The sequence below is a fragment of the Caproicibacterium lactatifermentans genome (genome assembly GCF_013315815.1).
In the GTDB taxonomy this organism is placed as follows: Bacteria; Bacillota; Clostridia; order Oscillospirales; family Acutalibacteraceae; genus Caproicibacterium; species Caproicibacterium lactatifermentans.
In genome coordinates, this window is record NZ_CP046051.1 from 457,788 (window position 1) to 471,623 (window position 13,836).

General features: G+C 52.2%; 13 protein-coding genes. 5 read left to right on the forward strand and 8 right to left on the reverse strand.

Features of this window, described 5'->3' with window-relative positions; translation table 11 throughout:
- The first annotated feature begins 204 nt into the window (after positions 1-204).
- Positions 205-1,827, forward strand: coding sequence for a phosphoenolpyruvate--protein phosphotransferase (gene ptsP, locus GJQ69_RS02245; protein WP_174192821.1), 1,623 nt, complete (start codon positions 205-207; stop codon positions 1,825-1,827).
- A 95-nt stretch (positions 1,828-1,922) separates the two neighbouring features.
- On the opposite strand, the gene GJQ69_RS02250 is transcribed toward ptsP, so the two are convergent.
- The 5 genes from GJQ69_RS02250 to GJQ69_RS02270 all read right to left on the reverse strand — a co-directional run bounded on the left by GJQ69_RS02250 (position 1,923) and on the right by GJQ69_RS02270 (position 5,866).
- The gene (locus GJQ69_RS02250) at positions 1,923-2,402 is read right to left on the reverse strand and encodes a GNAT family N-acetyltransferase (RefSeq protein WP_236849718.1); all 480 of its coding nucleotides are present in this window, start codon (positions 2,400-2,402) and stop codon (positions 1,923-1,925) included.
- A gap of 185 nt (positions 2,403-2,587) precedes the next feature.
- Positions 2,588-3,433 (reverse strand): MetQ/NlpA family ABC transporter substrate-binding protein, encoded by an 846-nt coding sequence (locus GJQ69_RS02255; protein ID WP_086036431.1) that lies wholly within the window; start codon positions 3,431-3,433, stop codon positions 2,588-2,590.
- 88 nt (positions 3,434-3,521) lie between these two features.
- A complete protein-coding gene (locus GJQ69_RS02260) occupies positions 3,522-4,181 on the reverse strand; it encodes a methionine ABC transporter permease (RefSeq protein ID WP_086036430.1) in 660 nt (219 codons plus the stop codon).
- Complete coding sequence (locus tag GJQ69_RS02265; protein WP_086036891.1) at positions 4,171-5,187, reverse strand: methionine ABC transporter ATP-binding protein; 1,017 nt, start codon at positions 5,185-5,187, stop codon at positions 4,171-4,173. Before GJQ69_RS02265 ends, GJQ69_RS02260 begins: the two co-directional genes overlap by 11 nt.
- 424 nt (positions 5,188-5,611) lie before the next feature.
- On the reverse strand, positions 5,612-5,866 hold the full coding sequence (locus GJQ69_RS02270) for a hypothetical protein (RefSeq protein WP_086036429.1): 255 nt from the start codon (positions 5,864-5,866) through the stop codon (positions 5,612-5,614).
- A 408-nt stretch (positions 5,867-6,274) separates the two neighbouring features.
- Here GJQ69_RS02270 and GJQ69_RS02275 point away from each other — a divergent pair, with 408 nt between their 5' ends.
- The 4 genes from GJQ69_RS02275 to GJQ69_RS02290 are packed head-to-tail and all read left to right on the forward strand — an operon-like array spanning position 6,275 to position 10,276.
- Entirely contained in the window at positions 6,275-7,435 is a 1,161-nt protein-coding gene (locus GJQ69_RS02275) for an ABC transporter ATP-binding protein (protein ID WP_174192823.1), read from the forward strand.
- Entirely contained in the window at positions 7,432-8,247 is an 816-nt protein-coding gene (locus tag GJQ69_RS02280; RefSeq protein ID WP_086036427.1) for an ABC transporter permease, read from the forward strand. Before GJQ69_RS02275 ends, GJQ69_RS02280 begins: the two co-directional genes overlap by 4 nt.
- 20 nt (positions 8,248-8,267) lie before the next feature.
- Positions 8,268-9,074, forward strand: a complete 807-nt coding sequence (locus GJQ69_RS02285; protein ID WP_086036890.1) for an ABC transporter permease — start codon at positions 8,268-8,270, stop codon at positions 9,072-9,074.
- Complete coding sequence (locus GJQ69_RS02290) at positions 9,071-10,276, forward strand: ABC transporter substrate-binding protein (RefSeq protein WP_086036426.1); 1,206 nt, start codon at positions 9,071-9,073, stop codon at positions 10,274-10,276. The genes GJQ69_RS02285 and GJQ69_RS02290 overlap by 4 nt, the downstream gene beginning before the upstream one ends.
- 66 nt (positions 10,277-10,342) lie before the next feature.
- On the opposite strand, the gene GJQ69_RS02295 is transcribed toward GJQ69_RS02290, so the two are convergent.
- From GJQ69_RS02295 to metG, 3 genes are all read right to left on the reverse strand, one after another.
- Entirely contained in the window at positions 10,343-11,128 is a 786-nt protein-coding gene (locus GJQ69_RS02295) for a TatD family hydrolase (protein WP_086036425.1), read from the reverse strand.
- Between the two features lie 95 nt (positions 11,129-11,223).
- The gene (locus GJQ69_RS02300; RefSeq protein WP_086036424.1) at positions 11,224-11,793 is read right to left on the reverse strand and encodes a GNAT family N-acetyltransferase; all 570 of its coding nucleotides are present in this window, start codon (positions 11,791-11,793) and stop codon (positions 11,224-11,226) included.
- A gap of 11 nt (positions 11,794-11,804) precedes the next feature.
- The gene (gene metG, locus GJQ69_RS02305; RefSeq protein WP_086036423.1) at positions 11,805-13,763 is read right to left on the reverse strand and encodes a methionine--tRNA ligase; all 1,959 of its coding nucleotides are present in this window, start codon (positions 13,761-13,763) and stop codon (positions 11,805-11,807) included.
- Positions 13,764-13,836: the final 73 nt, after the last annotated feature.

Genomic DNA, 13,836 nt, shown 5'->3' on the forward strand with positions numbered 1-13,836 from the left:
TCTTGTATAGTATGGCAGTTATTGGTGCGGAAAATTCCACTTTTCACAAAGGAAACGAAGAAGAAATTCCGCTAGGTGGACTTGCTGCCCGATTTATTGTATAATATAGCGACCGCAGAAACACGGCCTGTGCAGATGAAACAAACTCACAACGGGATGGGAACATCCATTTTTGTAATACATAAAAATGAAGGAGGAAATAATATGACAGTGCTAAAAGGGGAAGGCGTAAGCAAAGGTGTTGTATTCGGCAAAGTTCGCTTTTTCCACAGGAATTCGGCGGCTGTCGAAAAACGCACGGTGACGGATATAGAAGCAGAGACCAAACGCTTTGAGGATGCCCGTGCGGCTGCTGTGACACAGCTGGCCAATTTATATGTAAAAACACGCAATGAACTGGGGGAAGAGAATTCCCTGCTGTTCCAAATCCACCAAATGATGCTGGAGGATGTGGATTACGGCAATTCCATTACAGATAAAATAACAAATGAAAAGGTTTGTGCAGAGTACGCTGTGCAGGAAACCTCCAAAGAATTTGCGGAGATGTTCTCACAGATGGACGACGAATATATGCGCGGCCGTGCGGCGGATGTTAAGGACGTTTCCGCGCGTGTAATTGCCATTTTGACCGGCAAAGAGACCGGCGGCCTTACCGGCAGTGCGCCATGCGTGCTGGCGGCGGACGATTTGGCCCCCAGTGAAACGGCCCAGCTGGACAAGGCACAGGTGCTGGCATTCATCACGGCAGAAGGTTCCTATAATGCCCATACGGCAATTTTTGCTCGTACCATGGGCATTCCGGCAGTCATTGGTCTAAAAGACCAGCTGGCATCGGAGCTGGAAGGCAAAGAGGTCATTGTGGACGGTTCCACCGGCTGTGTCTATCTGGATGCGGACAAGGCAACCCGTCAGGCCATGAACGAAAAGCATCAGAGCGAGGAAGCACGCAAGCGCCTGCTGTCCCTGTACCGCGGCCGTCCTACCGCAACCAAGAGCGGCCATCATATCGACCTGTGTGCCAACATCGGCAACCCGAAAGATATGGCTGCCGTACTGGAAAATGATGCGGAGGGCATTGGCCTGTTCCGCAGTGAGTTCCTGTATCTGGAAAGCAGCGATTATCCAACCGAGGAGGAGCAGTTCCAGGCTTACAAAGCGGTGGCGGAAAAAATGAACGGCAAACGGGTGGTTATCCGCACGCTGGACATTGGCGCCGACAAGCAGGCAGACTATTTCCACCTGCCCAAAGAAGCGAACCCGGCTATGGGTATGCGTGCCATCCGTATTTGTCTGACACGTCCGGAAATTTTTAAGACGCAGCTGCGCGCCTTGTACCGCGCCTCTGCCTACGGAAAAATCGCCATTATGTTCCCGATGATTACTTCTTTAGAGGAAGTACAGCAGTGCAAACAGATTGCCGCACAGGTGCGCGGTGAACTGACACAGGAGGGAATTCCGTTCTCTTCTTCCGTGGAGCTGGGCATCATGATTGAAACACCGGCTGCTGCGGTCATCAGTGATGACCTTGCCAAAGAAGTGGACTTTTTCAGCGTTGGCACCAACGACCTGACACAGTATACACTGGCCTGCGACCGCCAGAATCAGGATATTGCCCGGTTCTGCAACACGCACCACAAGGCTATCCTGCGTCTGATTCGTATGTCCGCTGAAAATGCCCACAAGGCCGGTATTTGGATTGGCATCTGCGGCGAGCTTGGTGCAGATGAGAGCCTGACACGGACCTTTGTCGACATGAGTATTGATGAGCTTTCCGTTACGCCGACCTCAATTTTGGGCCTGCGTGCGGCTATTTCTGAAATCGAATAACGGCATTCTGACAGAAAAAAATACAAAAAGCGGCTTTACCGAACAGGACTTTCGTTCCTGCGGCAAAGCCGCTTTTTTATTGTCAATTTTGTTTATCAATCGTACCGTGCTTTTCCGCTTCCGGACAGCGGCGGCAGTCTTTTGGAAAAACATATGGCGTCTTCCAGTCCGCGGTATCTGCCGTAGTTTTCACATGGCTGATAGCCGCAGCGCAGGTAAAACTGCACAGCCTTTTGATTTGCCTTTCGTGTTTCTAAAATGAGGCGTGTATAGGAAAGCCGACGAGCCTCCGCTTCCAGATATTTTAGGATACGGCTGCCAATGCCATGGCCGCTTTGACAGGCGTACACACGTTTAACCTCCGCAGTGTTGTCGGACACTTCACGCAGGGCACCGCAGCCGACCGGTCGACCTTCCAGCTGGGCCACCGCAAACAGCGCCCGCGGATTTTCCATGTCCCGGAAGTCAAAACCGGAAGCTCCGCTGCACCCGGTTAACTCCGTAAGCTTTGCAGAAAGTTCACCCATCAGCTGCTGCGCCTCTGGGGACGAAACGGGCATTTTCTGTATGGTCACTTTTTCCTCCATAAGAAGAAAGTTCTACCGGCAAGTGGTTACACTGTATCACAATTCATTGGTACAGACAAGTAGTATTTGTTGAACAATTTGAAAATAAACGGATTTTGAGGCGAAAAAGTGCCCTGCCTTTCCAGCGGCAGCCAGAGAAAGCAGGGACGCTTTGTTATACGGAAAATGAAAAATTAAGCTTGTGTGGAAGGAACAACGGCACCGCTGTACTTCTTGTTAATGTAGTCCTGCGTTTCTTTGCTGGTCAGGGCTTTATACAGGGCCTTCAGTTCCGCACGGTTTTCGTCGCCCTGCCGTACAGCCAGCACATTGGCGTAAGTTTTAGCGGCAAGGGAGGAGTTCTTTTCCATGGCCAGTGCGTCGCTGACTTTCAGCCCGCCGCTGATAGCATAGTTGCCGTTGATAACAGCGAGGTCCACGTCCTGAATCGCACGGGGCAGCTGCGCGGCTTCAATTTCCTGAATCTTAATGTGCTTCGGGTTTTCGGCAATGTCCTTCTGTGTGGCAGTAATGCCGGCATTTGCTTTCAGTTTGAGAATACCGTTATCCTGCAACAGAAGCAGAGCGCGGGCTTCGTTGGTGGTGTCGTTCGGTACGGCAATGGTTGCGCCGTCCTTCAGGTCGGCCAGCTTTTTGGTCTTACCGGCATAAATGCCAAACGGCTCGTAGTGGATCGGGCCCATGGAAACCAAATGGGTGTTTTTTTCTTTGTTAAAGCTGTCCATGTACGGCTTGTGCTGGAAGTAGTTAGCGTCCAGATTTTTGCCCTCCAGTGCGAGGTTCGGCTGTACATAGTCGGAAAACTCCTTTACGACCAGCGTGTAGCCTTCCTTGGCCAGCTGCTGTTTGACAACACCGTTCAGGATTTCTTCATGCGGCGAAGGGGAAGCACCAACGATGATGGTTCCTTTTGCCGCAGCAGTGTTGGTGGAAGCCGCCGAAGAAGAAGCGCCGCCGCAGCCCGCAAGGGTGCCTGCCGCCAAAACGGCTGTCAGTGTAAATGCCAGTAATTTTTTCATAAAGAATCCCTCCTGAGAAATAAATGCAGTATGTGCCGATGATACCCTCTCAAAACGGCTGTATCAAATGCCGCAGAACAGCTGCTTTTCAGCGCTTGCGTCTGTCGGAACTGTCCGCCACTTTCAGGCCGACGCCCTGCAGAATCTGGGTGATGACGACCAGCAGCACGACCGTTGACAGCATGGTAATGCTGTCATAGCGGTAATAGCCATAGTTGGTGGCAATGGCACCCAAGCCGCCGCCGCCGACAAAGCCCGCCATGGCCGAGTAGCCGAGGATGGTGGTCGTGGCGATTGCCGCATTGCGCAGCAGACCGGGCTTTGCTTCCGGCAGAAGCACTTTCCAAATCGTCTGCCAAGTGGTGCAGCCCATGGACTGGGCCGCCTCCACCACGCCGCCGTCCACATCGGCCAGCGGGCTTTCTACCAGACGCGCGACGAACGGCGCCGCACTGATGGTCAGCGGGACAATCGTCGCGTTGGTGCCGATGGAAGTACCAACGATGGCCCTTGTAAACGGTATAATTGCTACCAGAAGAATCAGGAATGGAACGCTGCGCGTAATGTTGACAATCACATCAATGACCTTGTGGGCAGCAGCGTTTGGCCGGATGCCGTCTTTGGCGGTCACGACCAGCAGTACACCCAGCGGTAGACCGATGACATAGGCAAACAGGGTGCTGAAAAGAACCATATACAGCGTTTCTAGAATACCTTGCCCAAAAATGGGAAGCATATCACTGCTCATCTGTTGTCACCTCCTCTACAGTCAGGCCGCGTGCTCGACAGAAGGTGACCATTTGGTCGCCCAGTTCTTGGTCCTCAGGCAGCTGCAGAATCATTTGACCAACCGCCTTGCCGTTTAGGTCGCGTGTGTCCGCATACATAATGTTGACTTCCGTTTGGAAGTGCAGCACCAGCTGTGCCAGCACCGGTTCATGAGAATCCACACCGTCAAACACAAGGCGGATTTGCCGGCGGCCCAGCATCTGCCCTTTCCGTCCGGAAGAGGGCAGCACCAGTTTTTTGGCGGCGTCCGTTTTCGGGTTAGCAAAAATGTCGCGCACAGGCCCGCTCTCCACAACACGGCCGCCGGAAAGGATAGCCACACGGCCGCAGATTTCCTCAATGACGTTCATCTGGTGCGTAATGACCAAAATTGTAATACCGTAAGCATTGTTTATCTTTTTCAGCAGATGCAGAATACTCAGGGTAGTCGCGGGGTCCAGCGCACTGGTTGCCTCGTCACACAACAGCATTTTCGGCTCGGTGGCCAGTGCGCGCGCAATGGCCACACGCTGTTTCTGTCCGCCGGAAAGCTGGCTGGGGTAGCTGCCGGCCCACTCAGAAAGGCCAACAGTATTCAGCAGCTCTGCCGCATGTGCCCGTGCCTTCTGCTTGGGCACACCGGCAATTTCCAACGGGAAACTTACATTGCGCAGTGCAGTTCGCTGCATAAGCAGGTTAAACTGCTGAAACACCATGCTAATGGAGCGCCGTGCTTTGCGCAGCTCAGCAGGGGAGGCAGTCAGCATGTCCTGTCCATCGAACAGGATACTGCCGCTGGTCGGCTGCTCCAGTAAGTTAATGCACCGCACCAACGAGCTTTTTCCGGCACCGCTCATGCCGATGATGCCAAAAGTTTCACCGCGCTGAACGGTTAGGTCCACATGCTGCAGGGCGTTTACGGTACCGTCACGCGTAGTGTAGGTTTTACACAGGTCGTGAATTTCCAGAATAGGTTTTTCTTCCATACGATTCCTCTTTCCCAGCTCCGCAGGACAGAGCAGATGTACCAGCAGATAATAAAAAAGCGGCACAGCAAAAAAGCTGCTCCGCAGAAAGTCTGTTTCAGTTACAGAAAACACACGGGTTTTTTGCAGAGGAAACATCGGCTGACAGTTCTGCGGCAGTACAGTGTGGCACACATACAGCACATCATGCGACTTCCTCCTTTGCAAAACCTTTATTATCTATAAACTTTATCAATTTAGTATAGATTTCATGGTAACAGTGTACACATTTCGGTCTGCTTTGTCAAGCGTTTTAATTAAGAAATTTAACATTCAGCCATTTTGCATGGCGGAGTTCACAAATTTGCAGAACCCACGCAGAAAAACAGCTTTTTCCGCACAAAGGTGGATTTTACGGTGCAGCGGACATTCCAAAATGCATGAATCAGTCCTCCGGCAGCCACTCATAAATGCCGCAGATGCGCGGGATAAACTCGTGAAAAAACAGCTTTGGGTTTTGCGGTGAAACGAGGAAATGGCCCTCTACGCGGTAAACACCATCCTGATAAACAGCGTTTGCCAGCCGTGACGTACCACATGCGCCGCAGTTTTCACAGGTTGCTTCGTCTGGGTCCTCAAACTCTACCCATACACATTTTCCATCCAGTCCGGTAAGTCCTTTCAGTTTTTTTCCCTTCATCGGGCATCTTCTCCTTTTTTGTGCTGTTTCCAGTATACCCCACGTGTGCCGGTTTGTAAACGTATGTGGGCAGTGAATAAACAGAAAATGCAAACAGAAGCGAGAAAACGGAAGAATGGACGAGAAAAACCCACACGTGGCTTGTGCATTATGGCGCCCAATATCATTTCTGTTGAAATTTGATGGAATTTTCAGAAATAGATTGACAGATTACGAATTAAACACTATTATATCTGTTGTTGCGTTTGCATCTGACGAATATCCGGTCCTGTTCTGCTGCCGCAGCGTGAAAGCCTCTCGACTGCGAAAAATCCTTTGCGGGGCGCAGCGGAGATACAGCTCCGGGGGTAGCGTTTAACCATGCCTGGCTCAACGTAACTAAACAACCGCAAAGGGGATGCATTTCTATTGGAAAAAGCACCAATCATTGCACTAAAGGACATTGCCGTTGCCTTTGACGGCGAACCGGTCCTGCAGGACTTCAACCTCAGTATTCGGGACGGAGAGTTCGTCACGCTGCTGGGACCGTCCGGCTGTGGCAAAACCACCACACTGCGCCTTATCGGCGGTTTTGTCAAACCGGACCGCGGCGACATTTTCTTTAACGGCCGGCGCATCAATGACGTTCTGCCCTATCGGCGGGAGGTCAACACTATTTTTCAAAAGTATGCGCTGTTTCCGCACCTGAACGTGTACGACAATGTCGCCTTTGGTATGCGTGTACACAAACGTCCGGAAAAAGAGATACGCACCGCTGTGCGCAGTATGCTGGAGCTGGTGAACCTGCGCGGCTTTGAGCACCGCAGCGTGGAGCGCCTTTCTGGCGGGCAGCAGCAGCGTGTGGCCATTGCGCGGGCACTGGTGAACCACCCAAAGGTTCTGCTGCTGGACGAACCGTTGGGCGCACTGGACATGAAGCTGCGCAAGGATATGCAGGTGGAGCTGAAAAAGATTCAGCAGCAAACCGGCATTACGTTCCTTTTTGTCACACACGACCAGGAAGAAGCCCTTTCCATGAGCGATACGGTTGTTGTTATGGATGCCGGCCGTATCCAGCAGATAGGCACACCGCAGGACATTTATAATGAACCAAAGAACGCCTTTGTCGCCGACTTTATTGGGGAGTCCAATATACTGGACGGCGTGATGATGGAAGATTATTTGGTGGGGTTTGCGGGCTGCCGTTTTCACTGCGTGGACAAAGGCTTCGCCCCTATGGAGCAGGTGGACGTGGTCATTCGTCCGGAAGATATCGATGTTGTTGCGCCGGACAAAAGCCCGCTGCACGGGGTCGTCACCAATGTTACCTTTAAAGGGATGCACAATGAAATTATTGTGGACGTCGGCGGCTTTAAGTGGATGATACAGTCCATTCACTATACGGGTGTGGGGGAACACATCGGTTTGGAAATAGAGCCGGACGATATTCACATTATGCACAAGTCCAGCTATTCCGGTTCTTTCGGCGACTACAGTACGTTCAGCGACGAAATGCAAGAGGATATCCTTACCTCGGAGGAAGCGGAGGCCGAAGAAAAGGCCGGTGGGAAAGAGGAGGCACAGCCATGAAGTCCAAAAAAGCGCTGTCTCCGTACCTTGTGTGGATGATTCTGTTCACAGTTGTTCCCATGCTGCTGGTGCTGTACTTTGCCTTCACGGACCACAGCGGTGCTTTCACGCTGAAAAACCTACAGCAGGTGGGGCAGTACAGCAACGTCTTTCTGCGGTCCATCTGGCAGGGAGCGCTGGCTACAGTTATCTGCCTGTTGCTGGGATATCCGCTGGCCTATATCATTGCACACATGAAACTAAAATCACAAAGCGCGGCAGTTTTGCTCATTATGCTGCCCATGTGGATGAATTTTTTGCTGCGCACTTATGCGTGGATGACTCTTTTGGAGGACAACGGCATTCTCAACACCATGTTTGCGGCGCTGGGCCTGCCGAAAGTGCACATGATAAACACCGCCGGTGCGGTGGTGCTGGGTATGGTGTACAACTATATTCCGTATATGATTCTGCCGCTTTACACGGTTCTTACCCGCATTGATACCTCTGTACTGGAGGCGGCACAGGACCTTGGCGCCAACCGGACGCAGGTTTTCTGCAGGGTAACGCTGCCCATGAGTATGCCGGGCGTCATTTCTGGCATTACCATGGTGTTTGTGCCCGCAGTCAGCACCTTTATTATCAGTAAGATGCTGGGCGGCGGCAGCAATTTGCTGATTGGCGATGTGGTAGAGATGCAGTTTCTCGGCTCGGCTTACAACCCGAACCTCGGCTCGGCTATCTCGCTGGTACTGATGCTGCTGATTATCATTTGCCTTGGCATTATGAATCAGTTCGATGAGGGAGAGGAACAGGAGGCGGTGCTGCTGTGAAAACGGCCTCTAAAGTTTATATGTTCCTGATTTTTCTGTTCCTGTATGCGCCCATTTTTGTCCTTATCCTATTTAGCTTCAATAATTCCAGCGCGATGAGCCGTTCGGTATTTTCCGGTTTTTCACTGCGCTGGTACCGGCAGCTTTTTGGGGATAGCATGATTCTGGAAGCACTGCGCAACACGCTGATTATCGCCGTAGTGGCGTCGGCAGCTTCCACGGTGCTGGGCACGCTGGGCGCAATTGGTATCAACAGCCTGAAAAGCAAATGGGCACGTCGCATGACCATGAACGTGACGAACTTGCCGATGGTCAATCCCGAGATTGTCACCGGTGTATCTATGATGCTGCTGTTTGTTATTGCTACCCGTGCACTGGGCACCAGCCTTGGCATGGGCAGCCTGATTATTGCGCACATCACGTTTTGTCTGCCGTATGTTTTGCTTTCTATACGGCCAAAACTGCTGCAGATGGACCCACACTTGTACGAAGCGGCACTGGACCTTGGCTGTACACCGGCGCAGGCCTTTTTCCGGGTCGTGCTGCCGCAGATTGTGCCGGGCATTGTTTCCGGCGCCATTATGGCATTTACGCTGTCGATTGATGACTTTGTTATCAGCTACTTTACCAGCGGCACCACACAGACGCTGTCCATTTATATTTACTCCATGACACGCAAACGCATCAGCCCGGAAATCAACGCGCTTTCTACGATGCTGTTTGTGGTGATTCTGGTGCTGCTGCTGGCAGTGAACATCGGTCAGTCTGGCAGCGCCGCGCGTGCGGCCCGCCGCCGGGCGGCACAGGAGGAGGCGGAAGTACTGTGAAAAAACGGGTATTGTCCCTGCTCCTGGCGGGAATTCTGACCTGCGGCAGTGCTGTACTGCCGGCCTCTGCCGCGTCCGAAGGTACGCAAAAAACGAATGCTGCGTCCGGTACAATTATTCATGTGTATAACTGGGGCGAGTATATCAGCAGCGGTGCGGACGGCAGCATGAACGTCAACGCCGCGTTTACCCAAAAGACCGGTATTCGGGTGGATTACACCACATTTGATACCAATGAGTCGCTGTATTCCAAACTGGCGGGTGGCGGCGCACAGTATGATGTCATTATTCCGTCAGATTATATGATTAACAAGCTGATTAAACAGAATATGCTGGAAAAGCTTGATTTCCGGAATATCCCGAATTACAAATATATCGATAAACAGTATCGAAACCTTTCCTATGACCCACAGAACCAGTATTCTGTGCCGTACACATGGGGAACGGTAGGCATTTTGTACAACAAAAAGCACGTTAAAAAAGAAGAAACCAAGTCTTGGGACGTGCTGTGGAACCAGAAATATGCGGGCAAGATTTTGATGTTTGATAATCCGCGGGATGCCTTCGGCATTGCCCAGAAAAAGCTGGGCCTTTCCTACAACACCACGGACACCAATGATTGGGAGGCGGCCGCTACACTGCTGAAACAGCAGAAACCGCTGGTGCAGTCCTATGTAATGGATCAGATTTTTGACAAAATGGATTCCGGTGAGGCGTGGGTGGCGCCGTACTATGCCGGCGACGGCGAATCTTTGATGAGGGAAAATCCCGATATTGGCTTTACCATTCCCACAAAAGAAGGCACCAATTTCTTTGTGGACACCATTTGTATTCCGAAAGGAAGCAAAAATAAGGCGGCGGCCGAGGCGTATATCAATTTCCTGTGCAGTCCCGAAGTTTCCGCGGCCAATATGGAAGCCATCGGCTACTCTACACCGGAAACAGCTGCTCGAAAGTTGCTGCCAAAAGAAATGGCGGACAGCACCATTTGCTATCCGCCGCAGGAAATCCTGGAAAAATCGGAAGTGTTCACGAACTTGCCGGACAGCACGCTGACGCTAATTGATAATTTGTGGACCGAGGTCAAAATGGGCAGTTCCGGTGACACGCTGACACTCATTTTGGTGCTGTGCGCGTTTCTGGCAGCCTATATCGTCATTGTCGTTTATAAAAAGCAAAAACGAAGACGCGAAATGGAATAAAATAGAAGCACTGTTTTCGGTGAATGGACGCCGGAAACAGTGCTTCTTTCATTTTTTATGCTGATGTTAGACAGAAATGCCAAACAACTTTTCTGCATTATGACAGCCGGCGTCCAGAACTTCTTGTGCGGAAATGCCCCGCACAGCGGCAATGACCTCCGCGGAATAGGGAATCATGGTAGAGTCACAGCGGGCACCGCGCAGCGGCACCGGTGCCATATAGGGGCAATCGGTTTCGTTCAGCAGACGGTCCAGCGGAACCGCGGCCGCCGCACGCAGCGGCTTTTTGGCGTTTTTAAAGGTCACCGCACCGCCCAGACCAATGTACATACCGAGCCTCAGAATTTCCTGCATGGTTTCCACACTGCCGGAAAAACAGTGGACAACACCGCGCGGCCGATATTTTTGCAGCAGCTCCAGTGTATCGGCATGTGCGTCGCGGTCGTGGACGATAACGGGAAGGTCATAGCGGGCAGCAAGTTGCAGCTGAGCGGCAAAGGCTGCTTTCTGCACGTCGTGCGGCGGGTTGCCCTCGAAATGGTAGTCCAGCCCGATTTCTCCCATAGCGGCAATGCGGTTTTCCTCTTTGTGCTGCAGCAATGCTTCCAGCTGGGGCAGCCATGCGTCCGCGGAGGAGCCGATTTCCTCCGGGTGAATACCGACTGCCGCGTGAATGTATGGATAATGCTTTGCCAGCCGCACCGCATTACCGCAGCCTTCCAGTGTAGCGCCGCAGTTAATAATGTGACAAATGCCCTGCTGGGGCAGTGTGTGCAGCAAAATATCGCGGTCCGTGTTGAAGGCGGTGTCATCGTAATGTGCGTGACTGTCAAAAATATGCTGATAAGGCATAAAGATAAGTTTCCTCCTTTGCAGAAAAACAGGGCTGCCGCCAACCAGAGCAAACAGTCCTGCTTTTTGTATCTTTGTCTGTATGAAAGTCGAGGTTAGCCGCGGTCCATTGCCTGCCACTCTGAGCGCAGAATGGACCACAGAACAACGTCCACCGGGTGTCCCTGTCTATTCAAAAGGAACTGCCGCAGAACGCCCTCCCGCTGCATGCCGCTTTTCTGCATGACTTTACCGGAGGCGGGATTTCGGATATTGTGATAGGCATCAATACGGTTGTAGCCGACCTTTGCGAACAGGAAATCCTCCACCGCAATCAGCGCTTCCGTCATCAAACCATGGCTCCATAAACGGTGCGCCATGCAGTAGCCGATTGTCGCACGCAGGTTCTTGTCGTCCTGTCCTACAGCGTCAATGCAGCCAATGGGTTCGTTGGTTCGTTTGTCGGCAATACACCACCGGTAAGTTTCGGATTTGGCGTACTGCATGACCCACATACACAACAACTGCTCTGTTTGGGAAACCGATCGGTGCGGCGGCCAAGTCAGATACTGTGTCACCTGCGGGTCACTGGCCCAATTTTGGTACATGGCCGCAGCGTCCTCTATGGTAAAGCGCCTGAGCCGCAGACGGTAGGTCGTCATTTCCTGTGTACCGATGTGCTTCATAAAAAATCCCCTTACCGAATTTTGCTGCCGGCCGGCACACCGTCTAAGAAAACAACCTTTACGTCATTTTCACCGGCGTCTGCCGCGAGAATCATGCCCTGGCTTTCCACTCCGCAGAGCTTGGCGGGTTTGAGGTTTGCCACCAGCACAACCGTTTTGCCAACGAGGTCCTCCGGCTTATACCACTGGGAAATACCGCTGCAGACAGTGCGCGGTGTCCCGGTTCCGTCGTCCAGTGTCAGCTTTAAAAGCTTTTTGGCGCGCTTGATTTTTTCGCAGTCCATGATTTTTGCGGCGCGAAGTTCTACCTTGGCAAAATCGTCAATGCCAATCTGTGCAACACCCGCAAGTTCTTCCTTTACTTTGCCTGCGTTGTCCTGTGTGTTTTTGGCGGCGGGGTTGGGAATCAGGCGGTTCAGTTCTTCAATTTCCTTTTCAACGTCAATGCGCGGGAACAGGGGCTGGCCCTTTGTTACGGTGCAGCCTGCCGGGAAGTGGCCGAAGCTGCCGGCACGCGCATAGGTGCAGTCCTCTTTGGAAAGGCCGAGCTGTTCCTGAATCTTTGGTGCCGTGCTGGGCATGAAGGGTGTCAGGAGAATGGATACAATGCGCAGTGCTTCGCACAGGTGGTCCATCACAGCGGCCAAGCGGGCCTTTTTGGTTTCGTCTTTGCCCAGGGTCCAGGGTGCCGTTTCATCAATATATTTGTTGGTGCGGGCAATAAAGCGCCAAATTTCCTCCAGTGCTCGGCTGAACTGATAGGCGTCAATGTCGGCGTTACATTTGCTGCGCAGAGCGTTGCCCATTTCCTCCAGCTCATTGTCCGGTGCGGCGGTTTCCTGTTCCTGCGGAATCGTGCCGCCGAAATACTTCTGTACCATGGCGGTTGTGCGGGACAAAAGGTTGCCGAGGTCGTTTGCCAGGTCGGAATTGATACGGTTAATCAATGCTTCATTTGTGAACAGCCCGTCGCTGCCGAAGGGAATTTCACGCAGCAGGAAGTAGCGGATAGCGTCAACGCCATAGCGTTCACACAGCACATACGGGTCCACAACATTGCCTTTGCTTTTGCTCATCTTTGTGCCGTCACCAAACAGCAGCCAGCCGTGGCCGTACACCTGCTTTGGCAGCGGCAGGTCCAGCGCCATCAGTATCGCCGGCCAGATAATAGTGTGGAACCGCACAATTTCCTTACCGACAAAGTGCACATCGGCCGGCCAGTATTTTTTAAAGTCGCTGTCATCATCACTGCCGTAGCCCAGTGCCGTAATGTAGTTCGGCAGGGCATCCACCCACACATATACCACGTGTTTGGGGTCGAAGTCAACCGGCACGCCCCAGCTGAAACTGGTACGGGAAACACACAGGTCCTGCAGGCCCTGGTTGATAAACGAAATCATCTCGTTTTTGCGGCTTTCCGGCTGAATAAAGTCCGGGTGGTCCTTGTAGTACTGCAGCAGCCGGTCACCGTACTTGGAAAGGCGGAAGAAATACGCTTCTTCCTCAGCCCAGTTGACGGCACGGCCGCAGTCGGGGCATTTGCCGTCTTTCAGCTGTGTTTCTGTCCAGAAAGATTCACAGTCTGTGCAATACCAACCCTTATACTTGCCCTTGTAAATTTCCCCTTTATCGTACAGCTGCCGGAAAATTTCCTGCACGCCTTTCACATGATAGCTGTCAGTGGTGCGAATGAAGCGGTCATTGGAAATATTCAGCAGCTTCCACAGGTCCTGAAAGACCTTCGTTGTGCCATTTACATATTCCTGCGGGGTAATGCCGGTGGCTTCCGCTTTCTGCTCGATTTTTAGGCCGTGCTCGTCGGTGCCGGTCAGGAACATGACATCATAGCCCTGCATTCGCTTGTACCGGGCGATGGCATCGCTGGCCACGGTGCAGTAGCTGTGACCGATGTGCGGCTTGCCGGAAGGATAGTAAATGGGCGTTGTGATGTAAAAAGTCTTTTTCTCCATGTTTCTGCCTCCGCTATATTTTGAACAGATTTATCTATTCATTATACACGCATTTCAGGTCGATTACAATTCC

Coding starts and splice junctions, on each gene's coding strand:
- ptsP (WP_174192821.1), top strand. CDS start 205: ATGACAGTGCTAAAAGGGGAAGGCGTAAGCAAAGGTGTTGTATTCGGC.
- GJQ69_RS02295 (WP_086036425.1), bottom strand. CDS start 11,128: ATGCCTTATCAGCATATTTTTGACAGTCACGCACATTACGATGACACC.
- GJQ69_RS02285 (WP_086036890.1), top strand. CDS start 8,268: ATGTTCCTGATTTTTCTGTTCCTGTATGCGCCCATTTTTGTCCTTATC.
- metG (WP_086036423.1), bottom strand. CDS start 13,763: ATGGAGAAAAAGACTTTTTACATCACAACGCCCATTTACTATCCTTCC.
- GJQ69_RS02260 (WP_086036430.1), bottom strand. CDS start 4,181: ATGAGCAGTGATATGCTTCCCATTTTTGGGCAAGGTATTCTAGAAACG.
- GJQ69_RS02255 (WP_086036431.1), bottom strand. CDS start 3,433: ATGAAAAAATTACTGGCATTTACACTGACAGCCGTTTTGGCGGCAGGC.
- GJQ69_RS02270 (WP_086036429.1), bottom strand. CDS start 5,866: ATGAAGGGAAAAAAACTGAAAGGACTTACCGGACTGGATGGAAAATGT.
- GJQ69_RS02280 (WP_086036427.1), top strand. CDS start 7,432: ATGAAGTCCAAAAAAGCGCTGTCTCCGTACCTTGTGTGGATGATTCTG.
- GJQ69_RS02300 (WP_086036424.1), bottom strand. CDS start 11,793: ATGAAGCACATCGGTACACAGGAAATGACGACCTACCGTCTGCGGCTC.
- GJQ69_RS02265 (WP_086036891.1), bottom strand. CDS start 5,187: ATGGAAGAAAAACCTATTCTGGAAATTCACGACCTGTGTAAAACCTAC.